Source organism: Streptomyces sp. NPDC048255 (assembly GCF_040652415.1).
In the GTDB taxonomy this organism is placed as follows: Bacteria; Actinomycetota; Actinomycetes; order Streptomycetales; family Streptomycetaceae; genus Streptomyces.
Genome location: NZ_JBEZMA010000061.1, coordinates 1 through 23,442 on the forward strand (window position 1 = coordinate 1; position 23,442 = coordinate 23,442).

A 23,442-nucleotide genomic window follows, 5' to 3' on the forward strand; every position below is an offset into this window, starting at 1 on the left:
TCACCCCCGCTACCCCGACGGCGCCGGAACCTAGGTGTCGCACTCCAGGACCGTCCGGCACAGCCCGCACCGCGCCCGCACCGGCCCGCGCCGGACCCGGCCGACACCCCCGACCCGCCCCGGCCCAGGGCCGCCACCGCGCGCGCGAGCGCCTTCCACGTGCGCCCGTACCGCTCGGCCGCCCTGGAGCGGCGCGGTCCCGACGGCCTGTCCACCGTGATGCTCATGGCGGTCGTCACGACCCCGGCCGTCCTCGCGGCCGCCGCACTGCGGCCGCGCTCCAAGAGCCGCGGCTGACCTCCGCGCACCCCCACCACCGATCCACACCGGGAGAATCCACGTGTCCGAATGGCTGGTCCTGGCCATCGCCATGGCGCTCGTCTGCGCCCTCGTCCTCACCATCACCACGATCCGGCACCGCCGGGCCGCGGATGACGAGGACACCAGCGAAACCCCCGACGTCATCGAGTACATGACGATGATGGTGGGCGTGGTCTACGCGATCGTGCTCGGTCTGGCCATCGCGGGGGTCTGGGAGGCGCGCGGCGCCGCCGAGGACAGCGTGCGCCGCGAGGCCCAGGCGCTGTACGAGGTCACGCAGCGCGCCGACGTCTACCCGGCCGCCGTCCGCGACCGGATCCGCGGCGAGGTGGACGCGTACGTCACCCACACCGTCGCCGTGGACTGGCCGCTGCTGACCTCCGGCGAGACCGCCTCGCCCGAGGGCGGCCAGCTGCTCGGCAAGCTGCGCAGCGACGTCACCCACCAGAGCCCGGCCACCGAGCTCCAGGCGCAGGCCTACCAGCCGCTGCTGGACCACATCGCCACGGCCGACGACGCGCGGCACTCGCGGACCCAGAGCTCCGAGTCCACGCTCCCGAGCGTGGTGTGGTTCGGGCTGCTGGTCGGCGGGGTGGTCACGGTCGGGCTGATCTTCACCCTGCAGATCCGCCGCTCCGGGCGGGAGCTGCTGCTGGCCGGGCTGTTCAGTGCGCTGATCGTGTTCCTGCTGTTCATGGTGTGGAGTTTCGACGCGCCCTACGGACGGGACGGGATCGATTCGGCCGCACCCTTCCAGGAGCTGTTCCCGACCCTGGCGGTGGCCGCCGCACGCTGATCTCCCGTCGGCCACCGGACCGGAACCGTCCGGTCCGGTGGGAGGCGCCGGCCTACAGGCCGCTGCCCGACAAGGCCGCCGCCCGGCGCCGGACCGCCTCGACCACCGGCGAGTGCCGCAGGGCGTGGGAGATCTTCAGGAGGTCGCGGGGCCCGTCGGCGGTGTCGAGCACCGTCTCCTCGCTGGCCACGATGACCTTGCCCTCGGGGTCCGCGGAGCGGGCCTGGACGGCGGCCGCGACCATGGCGGCGTCGGCGACCGCGCGGGCGGTCTCCTCGTCGGCCCCCGCCGCGACGGCGCGCTCGTAGGCGCCGTCGCGGTGGCGCGTGTCGAAGTACGGCCCCAGGTGCAGGAATCCGTCGTGGATGTCCGACTCGCGCTGGATCACCCGCAGCTCGGCGGCGGACCACCAGGACATCTGCACGGACGGGGTGCCGCTGGGCGCGGAGATCTGCACCTCGTGCCAGAGGGTGCCGAGCCGGCGGTAGGTCTTCCAGGTGTGCCAGTTGTCCGCGAGGCGCTGGCAGACGAGCGGGACGACGAAGCCCATGGCGCTGATCAGCGCGCCCAGGGCGGCGAGCGGCGGGGCGACGTAGGTGCTCAGGCCGTCCAGGTTGTGCCCCAGCCAGCGGGCGACGACCGCGGAGATCTTGGTGGCGTCGTACGTGAGGTTGAAGATGTAGCCCGAGACGATGATCACCAGGCCGACCCGCAGCCAGCCGCGCACCTGGAGGGACCAGCGCCAGCACAGGACAACCATCACCACGGCGGCCACGTGGTGCGCCAGCAGGTAGAGGGCGATCATCTGGCCGATGAAGGGCGTGTTGGCGTAGAAGGTGTCGAAGTCGCGCAGCCGCTCGACGGGGGTGTCACCGAGGGCGAACATCACGATCAGGATCACGATGACGACGCTGTAGCCCAGGATCCAGCGCCGCGAGACGCGTCTGGTCTGTTCGGGCGGCCCGCCCCGCCAGTTGACCATCAGGACCAGGCAGGAGGCGCTGAACGCGGTGATCAGGCAGTACACGAGGGGGGCCGAGACGTTGACGATCCCGGTCCAGCGGTTGACGGCCGCGATGGTGGGCGGGGCGGCGAAGGCGAACACCGCTCCCGCCAGGGTCAGCAGGGCGCAGACCGACCGCAGCAGCGGATCGCGCCAGTTGTGCCGCAGGGCGGGCAGCTTGAAGGCGAGTGAGATCGCCATCGCGGCTGCCGGTATGTAGTAGTCCTCACCGTTCAACGGTCGTTCCTGTGCCCCCGGTATCCGAGCGAGGCCTCGATCCGGCCCGCCAACTGGTCACGCTGGGCCGGAGCCCGGTGGCCCGCCGATCCGGCCAGCCATGTCCTGCATCTGCTGCCCAGCAGTAAGCCGAAGGTCTCGGCCTCCGTCTCCTCCTGGACGTCGGCGCGCGTGCGCGCGGCGACGCGGCGGACGGTCTCGCCGATGTCCGCCTGGTCCGTCAGGAGCCGCGCGGCGACGGCGGCGCCGTCGACGTGGTGGCTGCAGTGGCCGGCCTTCATGTGCCACAGCTCGTGGCCCAGGATCACCAGCTGGTGGTCCGGAGCCGTGCGTTCCTCGATGACCACCAGATCGCGGTCCGCCATGTCGAGCCACAGACCGCTGGCCGTCCCCGGCGGGAACGAGGCCATCCGGAAGTCCACCCGGCGGCCACGGTGTCTGCTCATGCCCTCGCAGAGGGCGGCGTAGAGGTCCACGGGTTCCACGGGCGCGGTCAGCCGGATGCCGGCCACCAGCTCCCCGCACAACCGCCGCTGCTCTCTGCCTATGCTCACCGTTCTCCCCGTCGGCGCGGATCCGGATCAGGACTCAAGGATCAGACCCAGACTTTCGCCTGGGTCAGGATTCGTTCGGTTTGACGCTTTCGAGGAGCATGTCCAGCCATTCGGTCACCTTGTCCCGGTGCTTGTCGCTGGGCAGTTGGGCGGCGCGCCAGGCGATACCCCGCACACCGTGGTTCTGGAGGAGTCTTGCCAGCGGATCGCCCGCCGAAGCGGCCGCGGCCGGAACGGTTTCCCGCGCGCGGCCCGCGAAGTCCTGAAGCAGCTGTTGCTCGGTCCGTTGCAGCGCGTCGGTCAGCGCGTCGGCGTCGTGGGCGGTGAGGAAGCCCGCGTGGACGCCGAAGAAGCGCTGGATCGCGTCGCAGTGTTCCATGGTGGGCCGGCGGTCGCCGTTGATCAGGGCCCCGGCCTGCTGGCGCGACATGCCGGCGCCGTCGGCGATCTCCTGCTGCGTGTACCGGCGCCCGTTGGGTTTGACCCGGGTGCGCCGGAGCAGGTCGAGGCGCTGGAGGAAGCGGGCCTGCAGATCGGGCTCGCCGGCCGGCCGTCCTTCCAGCAGGGTCCTGACCACGTCCGTGGGGACGCCGGAGGCCTCCGAGAGCCGGCGCAGGTCGAAGACCTGGTTCAGCTCGCGGCCCATCTTGCCCGCGAGTTCGGCTACCCGCGTGACGGTGGCTGCCAGGGGTGCGTTGGCCACCGCGACGGGAGCCGGGAAGCCGTCTGTCACCAGTGGTTCTCCTAGATCGCGCGAGATCGGTACGGGCACGTGGTCGGCCATTGGAATCTATCCGCTCCGCCTCCGGAGGACCAGAACTTGCCACAGCTGTGGCGGGAATGAGCTGTCGCAAGGCTGGAATTGCCACAATAGTTGACACTCGAATGAAGTCGGTAGCAGGATCGCCAAAGGCAATGAAGATCCAGACCGTGAGGAGGGGGAGCTCTCGGTGCCACATCTCGCAGCGGTGGGCCCGTCCGATGGCCTCGCCCGAGCCGGCGAGGAGCGCCTGGCGGGCGATGAGTCGGCACGCGGCGCCGTGCGGTCGGAGCGACGCAAGGAGATTTTGCGTCAGCGCCGCGAAGAACTGGGCCTGAGCCAGGAAGACCTCGCCGCACGCCTGCGCATCAGCGTCCGTGCGTACGGGAACTGGGAACGGGGCCTGGTCAAGGAGTGGACTGACCGCAAACTGCTCGCCCTGGCCGAGGCCTTGGAGATGAGCGAGCGGCAGTGCTTCTGGCTCTTCCGCGTCATGGTGGACCGCGACCCGCCGCTCACCTGGCGGGCCTCCGAGGACAGCAGGCTGCCCGAGGACCCGGCCCAGCGCGACTACTTGTGCGACTACGCGGCGCTCATGGAGGCCGTGCCGTACCCGAGCTTCCTGGTGGACCACCGCTGGGACGTCGCGCTGACCAACTCGGCCTTCGACCAGCTCTTCCAGTCCGTACGGCCGCATCCCACGGCCCTGCCGGACGACAACTTCCTGCGCTTCGTGCTGTTCCACCCGGACGCCGCCGCGGTGCTGGAGGACCACGAACCGGCCTGGTGCGTGCCGCTGCTGGCCCAGTTCGCGAACGCGCTGGCCGGCGCCCCCGAGGACGAGGGGCTGCGCAGCATCCGCCAGGAGGTGGCCCGCGACCCGTTCATGGAGGCGGCCTACCGCTACGGGGTGCCGCACTGGCTGAGCACCCACGGCGCCGACGCCGCCGAGCAGGACGGGGCGGTGCGCACCGTGCGCCACCCCGACCCGGGCTGGGGGCTGGTGCGCTGCCGGATGGTGGCCGAAAGCAGCCGGATGCTGGGCGAGATGGGGCTGACCCGGATCACCCTGATCCTCTCCGCACCGCAGGGCGCACAGCTCGGCCCGGTCCGCGGCGCGGGGATTCCGCGCCAGCAGGCGACCCGCCTGCGCGCCGTGCCGCCGCTGGGGGAGTGACCTCCCGGGGGACACTGGTGCCCCGCCGCCGGTGTGGGGCGGGGATGCCACGGATCGTGGCACCGGCGCGGTGCGGTGACGGGCGAAGGGCGGTAGGGGCGTGCGGCTGACGATCCTGGGCGGGGGCGGATTCCGGGTACCGCTCGTCTACGGAGCACTCCTCGGCGACCATGCCGAGGGCCGGGTGTCCCATGTGACGCTGTACGACGAGGATTCCGCGCGGCTCGGCGCCATGGCCCGGGTGCTCGCCGGCCAGGCGGCCGCCGCCGGAGTGCCGGACGCCCCGGCCGTGACGGCCACCACCGACCTCGATGAGGCCCTGCGCGGGGCCGACTTCGTCTTCTCCGCCATCCGCGTCGGCGGCCTGGAGGGCCGCGCCGCGGACGAGCGGATCGCCCTCGCCGAGGGAGTGCTCGGCCAGGAGACCGTGGGCGCGGGCGGCATCGCGTACGGCCTGCGGACCGTGCCGGTGGTCCGCGAGATCGCCCGGCGGATCGCCCGCACCGCCCCCGATGCCTGGGTCATCAACTTCACCAACCCGGCCGGACTGGTCACCGAGGCGATGGCCGAGGAACTCGGGGAGCGGGTCATCGGCATCTGCGACTCGCCCGTGGGCCTGGGCCGGCGCATCGCCCGGCTGCTGGGCGCCCGGCCGCAGGAGGCCTGGATCGACTACGTCGGCCTCAACCACCTGGGCTGGGTGCGCGGGCTGCGCATCGGCGGCCGCGACGAACTGCCCCGGCTGCTGGCCGACACCGAGGCCCTGGAGTCCTTCGAGGAGGGCAGGCTCTTCGGGGCGCAGTGGCTGCGCTCGCTGGGCGCGATCCCGAACGAGTACCTGCACTACTACTACTTCAACCGTGACACCGTACGGGCCTACCAGGAGGCGAAGCAGACCCGCGGCGCCTTCCTGCGCGACCAGCAGCGCGGCTTCTACGCCGAGGCCGGCCGGGCCGGGCTGCCGGCCGGGGAGGCGCTCGCCGCCTGGGACCGGACCAGGGCCGAGCGCGAGGCCACGTACATGGCCGAGAACCGCGAGGCGGCGGGGGCCGGCGACCGCGACGAGAGCGACCTGGAGTCCGGGGGCTACGAGAAGGTCGCGCTGGCGCTGATGCGGGCCATCGCCCGCGACGAGCGGGCCACGCTGATCCTGAACGTCCGCAACCGCTCCACGCTGTCCGTGCTCGACGACGATGCCGTCATCGAGGTGCCCTGCCTGGTCGACGCGAACGGCGCCCATCCGGTGGCGGTCGCCCCGCTGCCGCTGCACGCCGTGGGGCTGGTCACGGCCGTCAAGGCGGTCGAGCGGGAGGTCCTGGCGGCCACGGCGAGCGGTTCCCGGGCGGACGCGGTGAAGGCCTTCGCGCTGCATCCGCTGGTGGACTCGGTGGGCGTGGCGCGCAGGCTGCTGGACGGCTACGCGGCGGCCCATCCGGGCCTGGCGTACCTGCGCTGATCCTTCGCCGGGCTCCAGCGTCCCCGTCCCCCGTACGGGTCCCTCGTACGGGCCCCCGTAGGAGCCACTCGTACGGGTCCCCCGTACGGCCCAGTGCGCATGCGGCGGGGCGGGGGCGCTGTGAGAGTGCGAGATGTGACCACTGCCCCGGCCGACGCTCCCGCCGCACCGTATGCGGCGCCCCCGGTGCTCGACCGGCGGCGGCGCAACGTCATCTTCGGCACGATCATGCTGGGCGTGCTGCTGGCCGCCCTCGACCAGACCATCGTGGGCACCGCCCTGCCCACGATCGTGGCGGACCTCGGCGGCGGCGACCACATGTCGTGGGTGGTGACGGCCTACCTGCTCGCGGAGACCGTCGCGACGGTGCTGGTCGGCAAGTTCGGTGACCTCTTCGGCCGGAAACTGATCTTCCAGGTCTCGGCGGTCATCTTCATCACCGGTTCCTTCCTGTGCGGCCTCGCCGGCAACATGACCCTCCTCATCCTGTGGCGGGGCGTGCAGGGCATCGGCGCGGGCGGCCTGATGGTCACCTCGATGGCGCTGATCGCCGATGTGGTGCCGCTGCGCGAACGGGGCAAGTACCAGGGCGCGATCGGCGCCGTCTTCGGCGTCGCCACCGTCATCGGACCGCTGCTGGGCGGGCTGTTCACGGACCACCTGAGCTGGCGCTGGTGCTTCTACGTCAACGTGCCCATCGCCATCCTGGTGGTGGTCGCGGCCGCGCGGACCATCCCCTCGGTACGGGCCGCCGGCCGGACCGTGATCGACTACCTCGGCATCGCGCTGGTGACGGTCGGGGCGAGCGCCCTGATCCTGGCCACGAGCTGGGGCGGCAACGAGTACGCCTGGACCTCCGGGGTGATCATCGGCCTGTTCGTGGGCGGCGCCCTGGCCCTGGCGCTGTTCTGCGTGGCGGAGGTCCGGGCCGCCGAACCGATGCTCCCGATGCGGCTGTTCCGCAACCCGGTCTTCTCCGTCTGCTCGGTACTGAGCTTCGTCGTCGGCTTCGCGATGCTCGGCGCGATGACCTTCCTGCCGACCTACCTCCAGTACGTGGACGGGGACTCGGCCACCGTGTCGGGGGTGCGGACGCTGCCGATGGTCATCGGCCTGCTGATCGCCTCCATCTTCAGCGGCAACGTCACCAGCAAGACGGGCCGCTACCGGATCTTCCCCATCGTGGGCTGCGCGGTGATGGGCGTCGGTCTGTACCTGCTGTCGCTGATGGGGCCAGGGACCAGCACCTGGCTGGAGTCCTTCTACATGTTCGTGCTGGGCACCGGCATCGGCCTGTGCATGCAGGTGCTGACCATCGCCGTGCAGAACACCGTGGACTACGCCGACCTCGGCACGGCCACCTCCGGCGTCACCTTCTTCCGTACGCTCGGCAGCTCCTTCGGCACCGCCGTCTTCGGGACCATCTACGCCAACAGCCTGGCGCCCGCGCTGGAATCGGCGGTCGGCGAGGCGGCCCGGGCCACCGGCGCGGATCCGGCGCAGCTGGGCGCGGCCGCGCAGAGCCCGCAGGGAGTGCGCGGACTGGAACCGGAGGCGGCCGCCCCGGTGATCGCGGCGTACGCGGACGCGCTGCAGACGGTGTTCCTGTGGACGGTGCCGGTGGCGGTGGTCGGCTTCGTGGTCGCCCTCTTCCTCAAGCAGGTGAAACTGCGCGACAGCGCCCGCGCCGGGTCGACGGACATGGGCGACGGCTTCGCCTCGCCCGCCACGGCCTCCGGGGACTCGGCCAAGCTGCTGGAGCTGGCCGTGGGCAAGCTGGTGCGGAACATGGGCCCGGAGACGGCGCGCGGGATCGTGAACGCCTCCGACACGCGGCTGGACATGGGGGGTGCGTGGGCGGTGATGCAGGTGGAACTGCTGACGCGGACCGTCGGCCACGCCAGCCTGGGCCTGATCGCCTCGCGGCGTTCGGTGCCGCCCGAGGTACTGCTGCCGGTGTTCGACCGGATGATGGAGGAGGGGTACCTGACGCGGGAGGGCAGCTTCCTCACGCTCACCCCGGCGGGGGAGCGTGAGGCCGCGACCATCTCGCAGGCCTGGGCGCAGTGGCTCGGCGACCAGCTGGAGAAGGACAGGGGGCGGCCGCGGAGCGCCGAACTGCGGGTGGCGGCGGACGCGATCGCCAAGCGGCTGCTGGCCGAGGACCTGGGGGAGGGGAACTTCGCGCCGAGGTCGTCGCTGCCGGTGTAGGCGGTGGAACCATCGGCGGGCGCCGGGCGTTCCTTCCTCCGAGGCGTACGAGCAAAACGGGGGTACCGCTCATGGGGATCACACTGGCAGAGGAGATCATGCTGCTGTCCCTGGACGACGAGTCCGGGTCGGCCAAGCAGCGGCAGGCGGCGGGTTGGGCGGCCGCGGGCGGGATCCTGCTCGAACTCGTCCTGGCGGAGCGGGTGTCGGTGACGGGCAAGTACCTGGAGCTGACGGACGCCACGCCCACCGGGGAGCAACTGCTCGACAGCCGGATCCTGCTGATCGGGTCGTGGCTGCGGGGGCGCAGCAAGCGCCGGGTGACGGACTGGCTGACGAAGGACCACACCAAGGCGGTCGGTGCCACGCTGGAGAGACTGAGCGAGCGGGGCGTGGTCACGGCCCGGGAGAGCAAGGTCCTCGGCGTGTTCCCGGTGCGCCTCTACCCGGAGGCCGACGGCGCGGTCGAGCGGGAGCTGCGCGAACGGCTCACGGCCGCCGTCCTCAAGGGCGCCGAGCCGGACGAGCGCACGGCCGGCCTGATCGCCCTCATCCACTCGGCGAAACTACACCGCGTGGCGTTTCCCGGTCAGCCGCGCAGGCAGGTCGCCGCGCGCACGGCCGAGATAGCCGCCGGCCAGTGGGCGGCCGAGGGCGTGCGGGCCGCCATCCGTGACATGCAGGCGGCGATGGCGGCCGTCACGCTGGTGACGGTGGCCGCGGCGGCGGGCTAGCTCCGGCGGGGCCGGGCCGTCGGTTGGGGCGGGCGTGCCGTTGGCCGCGGTCGGTCGGCGCGCCGGCTGCGGGTGCGTCGGTGCGGTCGGGTCGGCGGGGGCCGGGCCGGGAGTCCTCAGGTGGTCGTGGTCAGGTGGTCGCAGTCAGGTGGTCGCGGTCGGGTAGGCGTACGAGGTCACCTCTGGCAGCGTCGTGAGGTCCGGGCGCCAGGCGCGCAGGACGCTCGCCGAGGGGGCGTAGAGGGCGTCCGGGATCTCGGCCGGGGCGAACCACTGCCATTGGCTGATCTTGTGCGGCTCGGTGACGGTGGGCACGCCCTGCGCGGTGGTGGTGACGGCGGCCGCCGTCAGCCGGGTCGTACCGGACTTCGCGTCGATCTGGACGGAGAGCACCCGGATCCCCTCGGGGGCCGCCCGCAGTTCCGTCTCCTCGGCGAGCTCCCGCGCGGCGGCCTGCTCGAAGCCCTCCCCGGGGTCGACCTTGCCGCCCGGCAGCTCCCAGCGGCCGTCGTGCGCCTGGCCGAGCAGCACCCGGCCGTCCGGGCCCACCACGATCAGCCCCACGCCGACGACGGCATTGGGCTGCGGGACGGCCCGCTCGGGGCGCTCGGGGCGCTGGTCGGTGCTGGTCATGGTCGTCCTTCCGGTGGAGTGCTGGGCCGGGCCCTGACATGGATCCGCTCGCCCTGCGGACCGAACAGGCTGAGGAACTCCGCCGGCTGCGGACCCGGATTGAAGAAGGCGTGCGGGGTGTGCGTGTCGAACTCGGCCGCCTCGCCGGAGCCGAGGACGAGGTCGTGCTGGCCCAGCAGCAGCCGGACCCGTCCGGAGAGCACGTACAGCCACTCGTAGCCCTCGTGGACGCGGAGCTCGGGCGGCGGCCCCTCGTGCGGCGGGAGGATCAGCTTGAAGGCGCTCACCCCGCCGCCGGGATTGCGGGTCAGCGGCACGTAGGTGGAGCCGTGCCGGACGAAGGGGCGCGGACGGATGCGCGGGTCCCCCGTCTCCGGCGCTCCGACCAGCTCGTCGAGGGCCACCCGGTGCGCCCGGGCCAGCGGAAGCAGCAGCTCCAGCGTCGGGCGGCGCTGCCCGGACTCCAGCCGGGACAGGGTGGAGAGCGAGATTCCGGTGGACTCGCTGAGCTGCGCCAGCGTCGTCCCGCGCTGTCGGCGCAGTGCGCGCAGCCGGGGCCCGACGGCGGTGAGCACGCCCGCGAGTTCTTCGTCCTGCTCCTCGGTGGCCATGACTCCATTTGCCGCTTCGGCAACATGATTTGTCAAGGGCGCCCCCGTGGGCGGACCCTCGCCGGCATGGACGACAACGAGATGGACAACCGGTTCGACGTGGTGGTGGTGGGCGGCGGGGCCGCCGGGCTGGCCGGGGCGCTGACCCTGGTCCGGGCCCGGCGTTCGGTGCTGGTCCTCGACTCGGGCACCCCGCGCAACGCCCCCGCCGCGCACCTGCACGGCTACCTCGGCCACGACGGGCAGAGCCCGGCCGATCTGCTGGCCGCGGGCCGGGCGGAGGTGGCCGGTTACGGCGGGAAGATCCGGCCGGGCACGGCCGTCGCCGCCGACCCGCTGCCCGAGGGCGGATTCCTGGTCCGCTGCGGGGACGGCTCCACCGTCCGGGCCCGCAGGCTGCTGGTCGCCACCGGCCTGCTGGACGAGCTCCCCGGGCTGCCGGGGCTCCGGGAGCGCTGGGGGCGGGACGTGCTGCACTGCCCGTACTGCCACGGCTGGGAGGTCCGGGACCAGCCGCTCGCGGTCCTGGCCACCGGACCCGTCTCCGTGCACCAGGCCCAGCTCTGGCGGCACTGGAGCGCGCACGTCACCCTGCTGGCGCACACCTGGGCGCTCACCGCGCAGGAGCGGGAGCTGCTGGCTGCCCTGGGCGTGGAGGTCGTCGAGGGCGAGGTGACCGGCCTGGCCGTCAGCGAGGACCGGCTGACGGGGGTGACGCTGGCCGGCGGGACCTCCGCGGAGTGCCGGGCGCTGGTGGTGGCCCCGCGGTTCAAGGCCCGTTCGGGTGTGCTGACCAGCCTGGGCCTGCCGACCGTCGGGATCGAGCGGGACGGCCACGTGATCGGCACCTGCGTCGCCTCCGATCCGGCGACCGGGGCCACCGCCCTGGCCGGGGTCTGGGCCGCGGGCAACGTGACCGCCCCGATGGAGCAGCTCGCGGGCTCCGCCGCCCAGGGAGTGCGGGCCGCCGTCGCGATCAACAACGACCTGATCGAGGAGGAGGCGCGGCGGGCGGTGGAGGTCCACCGCGCCGGTACGGGCGCCGGCCAGGGGCGGGGCTGAGCGGAAAGCGCCCGGCTCCGGTCCCGGACAACTGTGCGGGTTTCGGTCCGGCTCCCTTCGCGCAGGCTCTGGGCGGTCTGATCGTCGTACGGTGCGGCGGTCCAGCGGCTCAGGGGGGCGTACACATGACACATGTGTTGGTCATAGGCGGAGGGGTCGGAGGGCTGGCCACGGCCCTGCTGGCGGCGCGGCGGGGGCACACGGCCGAACTGTTCGAGCGCGACACGCGGGCTCCCGGCACCGCCCTCGACCGCGACTTCTTCGGCTGGCGCCGCCCGGCGGTACCGCAGGCGACGCAGCCGCACGTCCTGCTCGGGGCCGCGCGCAAGGTGCTGCGGGACGAACTGCCCGACGTCTACGCGGAGATGCTCCGGCTCGGGGCACGTGAACGGCACGAGCTCGACTGGTTCGACGTACGGCCGCCCGCCCGGCCGGGTGACGAGGACCTGGTCATGATCCAGACCCGTCGCATCCTGCTGGAGAGCGCGCTGGCCACGGCCCTGCGCGCGGAACCGGGAGTCGTCGCGCGGTACGGGGAGCCGGTCACCGGCCTGACCACGGAACCCGGGGTCCGGGTGACGGGACTGACCACGGAAGCCGGGAGTTACCCGGGGGACCTCGTCGTGGACGCGGGAGGGCGGCGCGGCGGCGTGGAGCGCTGGCTGTCCGCCGCGGGCTGCCGTCCCTCCGTCGTGGAACGCCACCGCACCGGGCTGGCGTACTTCTGCCGCTGGTACCGGCTGCCCGAGGGCATGGCGGAGGGCCCGCGCCGCCCGTGGGCGGTGACCGGCGGGACCTTCGCCGGCTGCGCCGTCTTCCCGGCCGACAACCGGGTGTTCGCCGTGACCCTGATCGTGCACACCGGGGACACCACCCGCTCCGCCCTGCGCGACCCCGCCGTCTTCGAGGCCGCCGCGCGCTGCTTCCCGCCCGGCGCGGCCTGGCTCGGCCTGGGCGCCGAGCCGCTGTCCGGGGTACTGGCCACCGCGAGCCTGGACAACCGGTGGAGCGCGCTGGTCGACGAGCAGGGCCCGGTCGTGACGGGACTGGTGCCGGTCGGGGACGCGATCACGCACACCAACCCGACCCTCGGGCAGGGCACTTCGCTCGCCCTGTGGGCCGCGTGCAGGGTGGCCGGTACGGCGCACCGGGACCCGGGCTCGGAGCGGTTCGCCGCGGACCACCACGCCTGGGCGGTCCGCACGCTGAAGCCGTGGTTCGACTTCCAGGTCGGCGTGGACGCGGCCGTCGGGGAGCGCTTCGCGACCATGGCGGCGCGGACCGGGACGGCGCGCGAGACGGCCGCGCTCTTCGACTGCGCCCTGGAGGACCCCGAGGTGATGAGGGCGCGGGCCAGGGTCCGGCACCTGGCGGACCCGCCGGAGCAGGCGTACGCGGACCCGGAGGTCCGGGCCCGGGTGGCCCGCTGGCTGGCCGCGCGGCCGGACTACGCGCCGAACGCGGCCGGGCCGGACCGGGCCGAGTGGGAGAAGCTCACTGAGGGCTGAGGCGGGGGAGGGGCGGGCTGAGGCGGCGCGGCCTTCGCTGGCTACGGCGGGGGAGGGGCGGGGGGCGGGCTGAGGCGGCGCGGCCTCCACGGGCTACGGCGGGGGCGGGAGCGGGGGCGCGCGCGGCGGCTCCCGCGGTCAGGTGACGGGGCCGAGCACCTCGGCGAGGTCGTAGCCGACGACCTCCTCGAGCTGGGCGTAGGTGCAGCTCTCCGGCGTCCGGTCGGGCCGCCAGCGGCGGAACTGTGCGGTGTGCCGGAAGCGGTCGCCCTCCATGTGGTCGTACTTCACCTCACAGACCCGCGTGGGGCGCAGCGGGACCCAGGACAGGTCCTTCTTCCCGGTCCAGCGGCTCTGCGCGCCGGGCAGCCGGGCGCTCTCGTGCGCCTCCTCCTCGGCCCAGGCGGCCCAGGGGTGACCTGCGGCGTCGGCCATGCGGAGGGGTTCGAGCTCCTCGACCAGCTCGGCGCGGCGCTTCATGGGGAAGGCGGCGCACACGCCCACGTGCTGGAGGGCGCCGTGGTCGTCGTACAGGCCGAGCAGCAGCGATCCGACAATCGGACCGCTCTTGTGGAAACGGAAACCCGCGAGGACGGTGTCGGCCGTACGCTCGTGCTTGATCTTGAACATGAGCCGGGCGTCGGGCCGGTAGGGCAGATCGAGCGGTTTGGCGATCACCCCGTCGAGTCCGGCGCCCTCGAACCGCTCGAACCACTCCTGCGCGAGCGCGGGATCGGTGGTCGCGGGCGCGAGATGGACGGGGGGCCGAGCGGTGGACAGGACGTGGGCGAGGGCGGCGCGGCGGTCGGTGAGCGGCGTGTCGAGGAGCGGCTCGTCGCCGAGCGCGAGCAGGTCGAAGGCGACGAAGCTGGCGGGGGTCTTCTCAGCGAGCAGGGTGACCCGGGACTGCGCGGGATGGATGCGCTCGGTCAGCCGGTCGAAATCGAGGCGCCCGCCATGAACGATCACGATCTCGCCGTCCACGACGCACCGCGCGGGCAGATTCTCCTTCAGCGCCACCACAAGCTCGGGAAAGTACCTGGTCAGGCTCTTCCCGGTGCGGCTGCCGATCTCCACCTCGTCACCGTCGCGGTGCACGATGGCGCGGAAGCCGTCCCACTTGGCCTCGTACTGCATCCCGGGCGGGATCTTCGCCACGGCCTTGGCGAGCATCGGTTTCACGGGCGGCATCACCGGTAGATCCATGCCTTCGATTCTGCGGTGGTACGTCCGGGCCCGCCCGGTATGCGCGCCCGCCCGGGCCCGCCTACCGTGGCGCTCATGGGTGCTGCCGGAAATGCGATCGAGCTGGAGGCGGGCGGGCGGACGGTACGGCTGTCCAGCCCGGAGAAGGTGTACTTCCCGGAGCGCGGCCTCACCAAGAGGGACGTGGCCGAGTACTACCTGGCGGTGGCGGACGGCATCACGCGCGCCCTGCGCAACCGCCCCACGACCCTGGAACGGTTCCCGGACGGGGTGGACGGCGAGTCCTTCTTCCAGAAGCGGGCACCGAAGAACCTGCCCGACTGGATCCCGACCGCCCACATCGCCTTCCCGAGCGGGCGCACGGCCGACGAGATCTGCCCCACCGAGCCCGCGGCCGTCCTGTGGGCGGCCAATCTGGGATGTCTCACCTTCCACCCCTGGCCGGTGCGGCGCGAAGACACCGACCGGCCCGACGAACTGCGCATCGACCTGGACCCGCAGCCGGGCACCGACTACCACCACGCCGTGGCGGCCGCCCATCAACTGCGGGCCCTGCTGGAGGAACTGGGCCTGCGGGGCTGGCCCAAGACCTCGGGCGGCCGCGGACTGCACGTCTTCGTCCCGATCGCGCCGCGGTGGACCTTCACCGAGGTCCGGCGGTGCGCGATCACCCTCGGCCGGGAACTGGAGCGCCGGATGCCGGGCAAGGTCACGACGGCCTGGTGGAAGGAGGAGCGCGGCGAGCGGATCTTCGTCGACTACAACCAGACGGCGCGCGACCGCACGATCGCCTCCGCCTACTCCGTCCGCCCCCGCCCGCACGCCCCGGTGTCGGCCCCGCTGCGCTGGGACGAGGTGGACGACGCGGAACCGCGTGACTTCGACATCGTGACGATGCCGGCCCGCTTCGCCGAACTGGGCGATCTGCACGCCGACATGGACGAGCACGCCTTCGCCCTGGACGCCGTACTGGAACTCGCCGACCGCGACGAACACGACCACGGCCTGGGGGACATGCCGTACCCCCCGGACTACCCGAAGATGCCGGGCGAACCGAAGCGGGTCCAGCCGAGCCGCGCGAAACACGAGGACTGACGGAGGGGTTCCGGAACGGGCGGCCTACGCGTGACCGTTCAGCCCGTCGAAGATCCTGCGGTGTCGGTGATCCTGCGGTCGTGCGTCCACGCCGTGAGGAGCGTGGTGTTGGCCAGCGCACCAGCACCGAGGTTGATCACCCGGCCGCCGGTGCGGTCCGGCCCGACGTGACGGACCAGAGCTCCGCAGATCCGGCCACCGACCAGGAACGGGGAGAGCACGTACGGAACCCGGAGATCGCACTGTGCGCCGGACGAAGGGTCGAGGAACGGCATCCGGACGGTGTCACCCTCCACGCGGCGTTGGACGACGACGGTCCCCTGCCGGGCGCTCTCGGTGACGAGGGCGCGCCAGCTGTCGCTGTCGAGGTCGGCGCCGAACACCACTCCGCGGCCGCTGCCTTCGTTGGCGGGCTTGAGAACCAGGTCCGCCCGGTCCCGCAGCGCGCGGCGCACGACGCTGTCCCGGTCCGTGCGGGACTGCTGGGGCCCGGCCCATGCGGTCCAGGGGACGTGTGAGAGGACCAGATCGCGGTCCTCGGCGGGCAGCAGGTCGAGGTCCTCGTAGAGCCAGGCCAGGATCTCCTTGCTCCGCAGCAGCCGCATCGTCTCCGGCAGGAACAGCTCCACGGTGCCGGCGGCCAGCGCGGCGGCGATCGCGTCCACGCCGCCCGAGTCATCCGTGATCATCCAGGAGTGGAACCAGTTGAGGACCATGTCGACACGCTTGCCGCCCGCCTGCAGACGGCCGTGCTCATCGGTGCGCAACCGGCTGAGGTCCTCCACCACGACGTCCAGCCCCGCGCTCGTGGCGGATTCGACGGTCGGCCGCAGGTAGGCACGCAGCGCCCGCCGGTTGCCGAGCTTCGCGGCCTGCCCCACGCGGCTGCGCCAGGTCGGCACGAGAAGGCGGCCACCAGGCCCGCTCCGCCGGGACATCAGGGCGGCCAGCAGGGCTGAGCGGGCGCCCAGGACCGGGGTGGGGGCGGACAGGGCGGCGCCGGGCCACAACCGGGCGTAGGCGTCGGCCATGCGATCCAGCGCCGGGATCCCGTAGATGGTGGCCGAGATGTTCAGCTCCAGGAACTTCGGGACACCCCGGCACAGCAGGACATCGGGTCGGGCGACGCGCAGCACCTCGTCGTGCTCCAGCGGCCGGTCGGGGGTCAGCAACCGCTGCGGGCACCGGTCACGCATCACCTCCCGCAGCTCGCCCACCGTGCCGGCCCGCCTGCGGCAGGCGTCGACCGCCAGCCGCAACAGCCGCTCCGCGACCGCTCCCAGCGCCTCGTAGTCGCGGTGGGCGATGACCAGCGGGCGCATCGGCTGCCACGGCCGACCCCGCTGCCAGGCCTCCTGCGCCCCGTACGCCCAGCGTCCCGCCGCAACGCGTCGCGCGAGGAACGCCGCCCGGTCGCCCATGGACAGCTGCTCCCAGTCGTCGCGAAGGGCCAAGGGCACCGAGCCGGCGCGGTGGGCCGGGAGCCCGGGGAGAGGCGTCGTCATGCCGGGACAACCCGTCGGCCGGGCCCGGGGTAACGCCCGCGGGGCCGGCCGTTCTCATGGAAGACAGTCGGCGGTGGCTTGCTGACCTGGGCGGACCGTGCTCGTTGAGAAGGACCTGCCTGCCGTTTTAATCACTCGGGCTCTGAGCAAGTGCCGTGCAAGGATCTCGCCCATGACGCCGAAGCCCACCCTGACGGAACGCCGCTCTCCTGTTGTCAGGGCCAGAGGTCTGCCGCTGGTGAGGGCCTACGGGACGAGCCGTCTCGGAACCTGATGGCGGCCGGCCAGGTCGCGGACCGTCAGCCCCTCCTCTTGAGCCGCGCCGGGGCGTCGGCGGCGGGGCCGTGAACTGGTGTTGATCAGGCGTTGATCGGACGTCCATCGGCGGCCGTCAGTATCTCCGGCATGTCGATGAACACCGCTTCCACCACCACCGCCCCTGCCTGGTACGACCTCGCCCTCTGCGCCCAGACGGGCCCGAGCTTCTTCTTCCCGGAGCCCGGCTCGTCCCTGCGGGACGCGAAGCGGCTGTGCGGGGCGTGCGAGGGGCGGGCGGCCTGCCTGGAGTACGCCCTGGCCAACGACGAGCGCTTCGGCGTCTGGGGCGGCCTGTCGGAATCCGAACGCCTCGCCCTGCGCCCCCGCGGCTGATCAGGTCCGCGTCCCCTTCCCGCTGCGCCGCACCAGCCCGACGCGCAGCGCGAGTTCGAACCCTTCGCCACCGCACTCCTCCCGCCGCGGAGTATGGGGCACGACCCGCACGGGGTAGTGCCCCCCGACGGGCGACACGACCCCACCGAAGCGGGGGTCCCCCGCGAACCAGATCCGGTCCGGGTGACCGTTCTCCAGCTCCACCAGATCGACGGGGAAGGGGATGATCCGCAACGTGGCCGTGAAGTCCTCCCTGAACGGGATCGTGATCGAGGCAGGACTTCCCGATGCCCTGCGAGGGTGGCGGCACGGGAACTCCTGCCACGGATAGGCCTGCAGCACGGCCGCAACACGACGCCGCCGGACGAAAGCGATCACGACCCAGGGCAGGAAGGGGGACACCAGCAGCGTGATCAGTGCGAAGCCCGTCCCGGCATGAGGAACATGGCCGATGCAGCCGAGGGCGACCACGGGAGGTACGCCGAGACCGAGCACCCAGACGGCACGGCGGAAGACCAGTTGCTTGTAGCCGAGCGGGGTCGGAGTGTGATCCCAAGCCACCTTGGCGAGTGCGGGCGTCACAGGAGCAGCTCCGAAATGCGCGAGGTCATCGGCGCGGCGGAGGGACTGGGATTCGGATCGGTGAAGCTGATGGTGTGGGCGATCGCTTCGAGGATGTCCGTGTAGGCGGCGCCGTGCTGGATTGCCGCACTGGTGAGATCAAGGACGAGCACGTGCATGCCGCCTGGGTGACATGCGGCGATCCTGGCCTGAAATACCCGCTGCTTTGACCCCGACAGGGCCAGCGTTCCTGCGATGAGATAGCACGGCAGCGATGACGCCAGATCGATGCAGCGGCGCAAGGACGCCTCCCACAGAGGGGAGCGCGCGATTCCGAGCGCGGTTCTGGCCGCCGCCACCCGTGGACTTGGGTCACCGGCGAGACGGACAGTCATGGAGAACAGCGAGGTGCAGACCCCGACAGGGTCGTCCGGATGCAACCCGATCGCGGTGTGTACGACGTCCAGCCCGGCCAGCTCGTCGAGGCCGTCCATGAGCTGTGCCAGTTCCCGCTGGGCATCCTGGCTGTCCAGAGCCTGCGCTACGGCGTCCAAGGAGGCTCGATCCTCCGGCCCGATGTCGTGGAATCCTGGCGGAAGACGAAACCAGACGGGCGGCATCCCGTCCTTGTGCGTCATGGCCTCACCACCGTCCAGAATTGGCGCGATTTCGCCACGGCAGAGGGTGCTTCTTCCAGCGAGACCCGGACGCCGTCGGCTGTTGTGGAGCCATGCTCGACGGCGTCGCTGTCGGACGCGTAGTCGAGGAACGCCGTACCCGCGCCCGCACCGGCGATCGCCACGCCCACCCGGTCCCTCGTGACTTGCGGCGATGATCGCAATGCCCATGCCGTGAGGGGGCTTTCCACCTCACGCAGTGTGTTCGAGGTGCTCCACGTCGTGCTCCGGAAGGAGGATGCCCCCGGCGACAAGGCTGTCAGCGCGCTGGCCTCTGGGGCCGTGGCCATTGCCGCGCGGGCGGCTGCAGTGCCCGCCTTCGCACCGGAGGCGACCGCTGCGACACCCGGGACCGAGCCGGCGGTGTCGCCGAGGAGCGTGACCGAGCTCTTCCAGAAGTCTGCGTCGAACTCACCCTTCGTAACTCCGTCCACCAGTGGTTTCCGGAACTTCGGGTCCGCCAGGTGAGTCGTGAGCGCTGCCAACGAGAGCCCGCCGGCCACGAGCATGATGGCCATTCCAGCAGGTGGGCACATCAGTGCCGCGCCGGCGCCCAGAAATGCCAGGATCGCTGAAGTATTCGACAAGGCGTCGCCCGGGTCGTCCACGATCTTGTGCCAGATCGAGGCCAGGACGCCCGGTTCCTTCGGCGCCAGCCGGTCGGCGGCCGCGTTCAGGGCCTGGGCCACCCGGCGGGCCGCCGCCGCGTGTTCCGAGGCGAGTTCGCGGGCCAGGCGGTGGGTGTCGGACAGGGACTCCTCCGTCGTGGCCGCGGCGGCCCGGGCGGCGTAGCGGTCCGCCAGGGTGCGGTGCGCGACGAGGGTGTCGTGCCAGGTCGTGAGCCGGCGGGCCGCCTCCGCCAGGGAGGTGTGGGCCGAGCGGAGGTAGCGGGGAAGCTCGTCCGAGAGGGAGGCGCGGAAGGCGGTGGCGGCCTCGCCCTGCCAGGCCGAGCTCTGGGAGACCAGGGCGGTCACGACGCGGGCGGCCTCGCCGAGGGAGGCGGCCGAGGCGCTCAGCTTCTTGGTCAGGGCCAGGACCGCCGCGGGATTCCCGGGGGCCGGGTCGAAGCCGAGGGCGGGCTGCTCAGCCATGGGCGTCGGCCGCCGCACGGCGGAAGGCCTCGCGGACGGCCGCCTCCAGCTCCGCGTACTCCGTCGCGCTGCGGTCCACGCCCTCCCGTACGCGCTTGACGCGTTTGGTCAGCTCCCGAGTGCCGTGGGCCCACCGTTCCTGGAAGCCGTCGCAGGCGGCGTCGAGGTCCGCCGTGCCGAGCTGGTCGGCCCGTACGTGGTCCAGCGCCCGCCGGGCCTCGCGCAGCGAGAGCAAGGAAGCGTCCAGGGCGCGGGTCAGGCGGGTCAGCTGGTCGATGTCCACCCGGAGCGAGGTCATGACGCGAAACCCTGGCAGAGCACGGCTCTGCCAGGGCAATCGGCGTCACTCGGGTGAGCGAGCGGAAACCGGTCAGGCCCGCGGACGTACCCAGGCCGGAGCTGAGGTCAGCCCTTGCGGGCCGCGATGCGCGCCGCGCGGGCGGCCAGGCGCTCGTCGAACTTGCGGGCCTCGGAGTCCAGGCCGTTCATGAAGAGGCCGAGCTCCTCCTGGGCCTTCTGGCCCTCGGGGCCGAGGCCGTCGATGTTCATGATCTTCAGGAAGCGGATCACGGGGCTCAGTACGTCGTCGTGGTGGATCCGCAGGTTGTACACCCCGCCGATCGCCATCTGCGCGGCCATCCGCTCGAAGCCGGGCATGCCGTGTCCGGGCATCCGGAAGTTGACCACGACGTCCCGTACGGCCTGCATCGTCAGGTCCGGGGCGAGCTCGAAGGCCGCGCCCAGCAGGTTGCGGTAGAAGACCATGTGCAGGTTCTCGTCCTGCGCGATGCGGGCCAGCATCCGGTCGCAGACCGGGTCACCGGACTGGTGGCCGGTGTTGCGGTGCGAGATGCGGGTGGCGAGCTCCTGGAAGGCGACGTACGCGACCGAGTGCAGCATCGAGTGCCGGTTGTCGGACTCGAAGCCCTCCGACATGTGCTGCATCCGGAACGCTTCCAGCTTGTCCGGGTCCACGGCGCGCGAGGCCAGCAGGTAGTCGCGCATCACGATGCCGTGGCGGCCCTCCTCGGCGGTCCAGCGGTGCACCCAGGTGCCCCACGCGCCGTTGCGCCCGAAGAGCGAGGCGATCTCGTGGTGGTAGCTGGGGAGGTTGTCCTCGGTCAGCAGGTTCACGACCAGCGCGATCTTGCCGATCTCGGTGACCTTGGACTGCTCCGGGTCCCAGGCCTCGCCGTCCTCGAAGAAGCCCGGGAAGTTCCGGCCGTCGCTCCACGGGACGTACTCGTGGGGCATCCAGTCCTTGGTGACCGTCAGATGGCGGTTGAGTTCCTTCTCGACCACCTCTTCCAGCGCGAACAGCAGCTTGGCGTCGGTCCACGCCTCCGAGCTGCCGAGGTGGGGAGAGGTGATCGTCACGGGTACTCCTGGGTGCAAAGCGAATTACCTACGGTTCCGTAGCCTACGGAGTCGTAGGTTAAGCGCGACATCAAGGCCAGCCAAGCCCCAGCCAGGCATATGTCCGGTTACATCCAGTTATCTATGCAGTTTGGAAGGGGTCTGGCGGGGTACCGCGGCACACAAAGTCACGCCCGTACGTGGTCCATGCGGACCCGCCTTGACGGCGGAGTCGGCACCCCGAGGGCCTCGGCCCGGACGGTGACCTACGAGGTGGGCCCGGCCGCAGCGGCGTACGGCTTCCCGCCCGGGGCTACGCCGAGGGGGAGGCCGTCCGAGCCGATGACGGCACGGAAAGCCTCCCCCGGGTGACTTCGGTCACTGCCACAGGGTCTGGCGGACCTCCTCGGCCGTGGTCGGCCGCAGCTCGCCGTCCAGCAGCAGCCACCGCGTGATGCCGATCGACTCCAGGAACGGCACGTCATGACTGGCCACCACGAGCGCGCCCTCGTAGGAATCCAGCGCGTCCGTCAGCTGCCGCACGCTCGCCAGGTCCAGGTTGTTCGTCGGCTCGTCCAGCATGAGCAGCTGCGGTGCGGGCTCCGCCAGCAGCAGCGCGGCCAGCGCCGCCCGGAAGCGCTCGCCGCCCGACAGGGTGCCGGCCGGCCGGTCCGCGCGGGCGCCGCGGAACAGGAAGTGCGCGAGCCGCGCCCGGATCAGGTTGTTCGTGGCCTGCGGGGCGAACCGCGCCACGTTCTCCACGACCGAGCGGCTCTCGTCGAGCACGTCCAGCCGTTGCGGCAGGAACCGCGTGGTCACGTGCGCCGTCGCCTCCCCGGACACCGGCGCCAGCTGTCCCGCGACCGTGCGCAGCAGCGTGGTCTTGCCCGAGCCGTTGCGGCCCACGAGCGCGACCCGCTCCGGTCCGCGCAGCTCCCACTCGCCCCGGACGGCCGCCCCGTACGCCAGGCGCAGGTCGCTCAGGGTGAGCACGCGCCGCCCCGGCGGGACCTGGGTGGCGGGCAGCTTGATGCGGATCTCGTCGTCGTCGCGCACCGCTTCCACCGCCTGGTCCAGCCGCTCCTTCGCCTGGGCCAGCTTCTCGGTGTGCATGATCCGGTGCTTGCCCGCCGACTCCTGCGCGGCGCGCTTGCGGGCGCCCATCACGATCTTCGGCTCGCGCTTGTTCTCGTACATCTTCTGGCCGTACCGCTTGCGCCGTGCCAATTTGACCTGGGCGTCGGCCAGTTCGCGCTTCTGCCGCTGTACGTCGGCCTCCGCGACCCGGACCATCCGCTCGGCCGCGTCCTGCTCGGCGGCGAGCATCGCCTCGTAGTCCGTGAAGTTCCCGCCGTACCAGCGCACTTCGCCGTCGTGCAGGTCGGCGATCTGGTCGACGCGCTCCAGCAGCTCCCGGTCGTGGCTGACCAGGACCATCACCCCGGTCCACGATTCCACCGCCGCGTACAGGCGGCGACGGGCGCGCAGGTCCAGGTTGTTGGTGGGCTCGTCCAGGAGCAGCACGTCCGGGCGGGCGAGCAGCAGGGCGGCCAGCCGCAGCAGCACGCACTCGCCGCCCGAGAGTTCGCCGACGGTGCGGTCCAGGCCGATCCTGGCGAGCCCGAGCTGGTCGAGCGTGGCCAGGGCCCGCTCCTCCACGTCCCAGTCGTCGCCGACGGCGGCGAAGTTCGCCTCCGTTGCCTCGCCGGCCTCGATGGCGTGCAGGGCGGCGCGTGCCGCATGGATCCCGAGCGCCTCGTCCACGCGCAGTCCCGTGTCGAGCGTGAGGTTCTGTGGCAGGTAGCCGACCCGGCCGGCGACGGAGATCTGACCCTCGGACGGGGTCAGTTCCCCCGCGATGAGCTTCAACAGGGTTGATTTGCCACATCCGTTGAGGCCGATGAGGCCCGTCCGGCCGGGGCCGACGGCCAGTTGGAAACCGTCGAAGACGGGAGTGCCGTCGGGCCAGTCGAAGGAGAGAGCGGAGCAGGTGATGAAAGCAGGGGCGTGACTCATAGAGGCCTCCAGGTTGCGTGAGTGGTGCGTGCAACGCGGGGAGACAGCCGACGGTCAGCCGATGACGCGGAAGGTCACGGTGGGGTGGGTCGGTGTCTCGGACCTCAGAAGAGCAATGTCCTACTCCGTTTCGGCGGCAATGGGGCGCATACGAAACTACGGGCGGCCGGAGCCGCCCGCAATCGAATTAACGGGCCGCGGGGGCGGAGGGTGGCCCGCCT

22 protein-coding genes and 1 pseudogene are annotated in these 23,442 nt (G+C 72.1%); 10 read left to right on the top strand and 13 right to left on the bottom strand.

Annotation, left to right across the window (positions count from 1 at the left end):
- Positions 1-297, top strand: a pseudogene (locus AB0D94_RS31470) (hypothetical protein); the annotation flags it as partial.
- 43 nt (positions 298-340) lie between these two features.
- Entirely contained in the window at positions 341-1,117 is a 777-nt protein-coding gene (locus AB0D94_RS31475) for a hypothetical protein (protein ID WP_362058901.1), read from the top strand.
- A gap of 52 nt (positions 1,118-1,169) precedes the next feature.
- Here AB0D94_RS31475 and AB0D94_RS31480 read toward each other — a convergent pair whose 3' ends face one another.
- From AB0D94_RS31480 to AB0D94_RS31490, 3 genes are all read right to left on the bottom strand, one after another.
- Positions 1,170-2,357, bottom strand: coding sequence for an MAB_1171c family putative transporter (locus AB0D94_RS31480; protein ID WP_362058904.1), 1,188 nt, complete (start codon positions 2,355-2,357; stop codon positions 1,170-1,172).
- Positions 2,354-2,911 (bottom strand): toxin-antitoxin system, toxin component, encoded by a 558-nt coding sequence (locus tag AB0D94_RS31485; protein ID WP_362058907.1) that lies wholly within the window; start codon positions 2,909-2,911, stop codon positions 2,354-2,356. Before AB0D94_RS31485 ends, AB0D94_RS31480 begins: the two co-directional genes overlap by 4 nt.
- A 64-nt stretch (positions 2,912-2,975) precedes the next feature.
- A complete protein-coding gene (locus tag AB0D94_RS31490) occupies positions 2,976-3,644 on the bottom strand; it encodes a helix-turn-helix transcriptional regulator (RefSeq protein WP_266939893.1) in 669 nt (222 codons plus the stop codon).
- A 217-nt stretch (positions 3,645-3,861) separates the two neighbouring features.
- Between AB0D94_RS31490 and AB0D94_RS31495 the strand changes: the two genes are divergently transcribed.
- From AB0D94_RS31495 to AB0D94_RS31510, 4 genes are all read left to right on the top strand, one after another.
- The gene (locus AB0D94_RS31495; RefSeq protein ID WP_362058911.1) at positions 3,862-4,848 is read left to right on the top strand and encodes a helix-turn-helix domain-containing protein; all 987 of its coding nucleotides are present in this window, start codon (positions 3,862-3,864) and stop codon (positions 4,846-4,848) included.
- 100 nt (positions 4,849-4,948) lie between these two features.
- Complete coding sequence (locus AB0D94_RS31500) at positions 4,949-6,304, top strand: 6-phospho-beta-glucosidase (RefSeq protein WP_362058914.1); 1,356 nt, start codon at positions 4,949-4,951, stop codon at positions 6,302-6,304.
- A 99-nt stretch (positions 6,305-6,403) separates the two neighbouring features.
- Positions 6,404-8,515 carry an MDR family MFS transporter gene (locus AB0D94_RS31505; protein WP_362058917.1) on the top strand — a complete coding sequence of 704 codons (2,112 nt, stop codon included), beginning with the start codon at positions 6,404-6,406 and terminating at the stop codon, positions 8,513-8,515.
- Positions 8,516-8,586: 71 nt separating this feature from the next.
- Complete coding sequence (locus AB0D94_RS31510) at positions 8,587-9,249, top strand: GPP34 family phosphoprotein (RefSeq protein WP_362058920.1); 663 nt, start codon at positions 8,587-8,589, stop codon at positions 9,247-9,249.
- Positions 9,250-9,393: 144 nt separating this feature from the next.
- Here the strand turns inward: AB0D94_RS31510 and AB0D94_RS31515 are convergent, their stop codons facing one another.
- A complete protein-coding gene (locus AB0D94_RS31515; RefSeq protein WP_362058923.1) occupies positions 9,394-9,882 on the bottom strand; it encodes an NUDIX domain-containing protein in 489 nt (162 codons plus the stop codon).
- Entirely contained in the window at positions 9,879-10,493 is a 615-nt protein-coding gene (locus AB0D94_RS31520; protein ID WP_362058926.1) for an XRE family transcriptional regulator, read from the bottom strand. The genes AB0D94_RS31515 and AB0D94_RS31520 overlap by 4 nt, the downstream gene beginning before the upstream one ends.
- 66 nt (positions 10,494-10,559) lie before the next feature.
- Between AB0D94_RS31520 and AB0D94_RS31525 the strand changes: the two genes are divergently transcribed.
- Positions 10,560-11,555, top strand: coding sequence for an NAD(P)/FAD-dependent oxidoreductase (locus AB0D94_RS31525; protein ID WP_362058929.1), 996 nt, complete (start codon positions 10,560-10,562; stop codon positions 11,553-11,555).
- 125 nt (positions 11,556-11,680) lie between these two features.
- The gene (locus tag AB0D94_RS31530; RefSeq protein WP_362058932.1) at positions 11,681-13,063 is read left to right on the top strand and encodes an NAD(P)-binding protein; all 1,383 of its coding nucleotides are present in this window, start codon (positions 11,681-11,683) and stop codon (positions 13,061-13,063) included.
- Positions 13,064-13,201: 138 nt separating this feature from the next.
- Here the strand turns inward: AB0D94_RS31530 and AB0D94_RS31535 are convergent, their stop codons facing one another.
- Positions 13,202-14,269: an ATP-dependent DNA ligase gene (locus tag AB0D94_RS31535; RefSeq protein WP_362058935.1), complete on the bottom strand. Its 1,068-nt coding sequence runs from the start codon at positions 14,267-14,269 to the stop codon at positions 13,202-13,204.
- 75 nt (positions 14,270-14,344) lie between these two features.
- Here AB0D94_RS31535 and ligD point away from each other — a divergent pair, with 75 nt between their 5' ends.
- Positions 14,345-15,364 carry a non-homologous end-joining DNA ligase gene (ligD, locus tag AB0D94_RS31540; RefSeq protein ID WP_362058938.1) on the top strand — a complete coding sequence of 340 codons (1,020 nt, stop codon included), beginning with the start codon at positions 14,345-14,347 and terminating at the stop codon, positions 15,362-15,364.
- A gap of 38 nt (positions 15,365-15,402) precedes the next feature.
- Here the strand turns inward: ligD and AB0D94_RS31545 are convergent, their stop codons facing one another.
- A complete protein-coding gene (locus AB0D94_RS31545; protein ID WP_362058941.1) occupies positions 15,403-16,869 on the bottom strand; it encodes a hypothetical protein in 1,467 nt (488 codons plus the stop codon).
- Positions 16,870-17,274: 405 nt separating this feature from the next.
- Between AB0D94_RS31545 and AB0D94_RS31550 the strand changes: the two genes are divergently transcribed.
- Complete coding sequence (locus AB0D94_RS31550) at positions 17,275-17,520, top strand: WhiB family transcriptional regulator (protein WP_362058944.1); 246 nt, start codon at positions 17,275-17,277, stop codon at positions 17,518-17,520.
- Here AB0D94_RS31550 and AB0D94_RS31555 read toward each other — a convergent pair whose 3' ends face one another.
- The 6 genes from AB0D94_RS31555 to AB0D94_RS31580 all read right to left on the bottom strand — a co-directional run bounded on the left by AB0D94_RS31555 (position 17,521) and on the right by AB0D94_RS31580 (position 23,221).
- The gene (locus AB0D94_RS31555; protein ID WP_362058947.1) at positions 17,521-18,081 is read right to left on the bottom strand and encodes a hypothetical protein; all 561 of its coding nucleotides are present in this window, start codon (positions 18,079-18,081) and stop codon (positions 17,521-17,523) included.
- A gap of 17 nt (positions 18,082-18,098) precedes the next feature.
- The gene (locus tag AB0D94_RS31560) at positions 18,099-18,719 is read right to left on the bottom strand and encodes a hypothetical protein (protein WP_362058950.1); all 621 of its coding nucleotides are present in this window, start codon (positions 18,717-18,719) and stop codon (positions 18,099-18,101) included.
- Positions 18,716-19,849: a hypothetical protein gene (locus AB0D94_RS31565; RefSeq protein ID WP_362058953.1), complete on the bottom strand. Its 1,134-nt coding sequence runs from the start codon at positions 19,847-19,849 to the stop codon at positions 18,716-18,718. Before AB0D94_RS31565 ends, AB0D94_RS31560 begins: the two co-directional genes overlap by 4 nt.
- Positions 19,842-20,147 carry a hypothetical protein gene (locus tag AB0D94_RS31570; RefSeq protein ID WP_362058956.1) on the bottom strand — a complete coding sequence of 102 codons (306 nt, stop codon included), beginning with the start codon at positions 20,145-20,147 and terminating at the stop codon, positions 19,842-19,844. Before AB0D94_RS31570 ends, AB0D94_RS31565 begins: the two co-directional genes overlap by 8 nt.
- Before the next feature lie 107 nt (positions 20,148-20,254).
- Entirely contained in the window at positions 20,255-21,226 is a 972-nt protein-coding gene (locus tag AB0D94_RS31575; protein ID WP_362058959.1) for an acyl-ACP desaturase, read from the bottom strand.
- A 357-nt stretch (positions 21,227-21,583) separates the two neighbouring features.
- The gene (locus AB0D94_RS31580) at positions 21,584-23,221 is read right to left on the bottom strand and encodes an ABC-F family ATP-binding cassette domain-containing protein (RefSeq protein ID WP_362058962.1); all 1,638 of its coding nucleotides are present in this window, start codon (positions 23,219-23,221) and stop codon (positions 21,584-21,586) included.
- Positions 23,222-23,442: the final 221 nt, after the last annotated feature.

What these genes read in the sequence shown, in the direction of transcription:
- AB0D94_RS31550 (WP_362058944.1), top strand. Translation starts at nt 17,275, where the DNA reads ATGTCGATGAACACCGCTTCCACCACCACCGCCCCTGCCTGGTACGAC.
- AB0D94_RS31525 (WP_362058929.1), top strand. Translation starts at nt 10,560, where the DNA reads ATGGACGACAACGAGATGGACAACCGGTTCGACGTGGTGGTGGTGGGC.
- AB0D94_RS31580 (WP_362058962.1), bottom strand. Translation starts at nt 23,221, where the DNA reads ATGAGTCACGCCCCTGCTTTCATCACCTGCTCCGCTCTCTCCTTCGAC.
- AB0D94_RS31560 (WP_362058950.1), bottom strand. Translation starts at nt 18,719, where the DNA reads ATGACGCACAAGGACGGGATGCCGCCCGTCTGGTTTCGTCTTCCGCCA.
- AB0D94_RS31530 (WP_362058932.1), top strand. Translation starts at nt 11,681, where the DNA reads ATGACACATGTGTTGGTCATAGGCGGAGGGGTCGGAGGGCTGGCCACG.
- AB0D94_RS31545 (WP_362058941.1), bottom strand. Translation starts at nt 16,869, where the DNA reads ATGACGACGCCTCTCCCCGGGCTCCCGGCCCACCGCGCCGGCTCGGTG.
- AB0D94_RS31510 (WP_362058920.1), top strand. Translation starts at nt 8,587, where the DNA reads ATGGGGATCACACTGGCAGAGGAGATCATGCTGCTGTCCCTGGACGAC.
- AB0D94_RS31535 (WP_362058935.1), bottom strand. Translation starts at nt 14,269, where the DNA reads ATGGATCTACCGGTGATGCCGCCCGTGAAACCGATGCTCGCCAAGGCC.
- ligD (WP_362058938.1), top strand. Translation starts at nt 14,345, where the DNA reads ATGGGTGCTGCCGGAAATGCGATCGAGCTGGAGGCGGGCGGGCGGACG.
- AB0D94_RS31515 (WP_362058923.1), bottom strand. Translation starts at nt 9,882, where the DNA reads ATGACCAGCACCGACCAGCGCCCCGAGCGCCCCGAGCGGGCCGTCCCG.
- AB0D94_RS31505 (WP_362058917.1), top strand. Translation starts at nt 6,404, where the DNA reads ATGCGGCGGGGCGGGGGCGCTGTGAGAGTGCGAGATGTGACCACTGCC.
- AB0D94_RS31565 (WP_362058953.1), bottom strand. Translation starts at nt 19,849, where the DNA reads ATGGCTGAGCAGCCCGCCCTCGGCTTCGACCCGGCCCCCGGGAATCCC.
- AB0D94_RS31570 (WP_362058956.1), bottom strand. Translation starts at nt 20,147, where the DNA reads ATGACCTCGCTCCGGGTGGACATCGACCAGCTGACCCGCCTGACCCGC.
- AB0D94_RS31520 (WP_362058926.1), bottom strand. Translation starts at nt 10,493, where the DNA reads ATGGCCACCGAGGAGCAGGACGAAGAACTCGCGGGCGTGCTCACCGCC.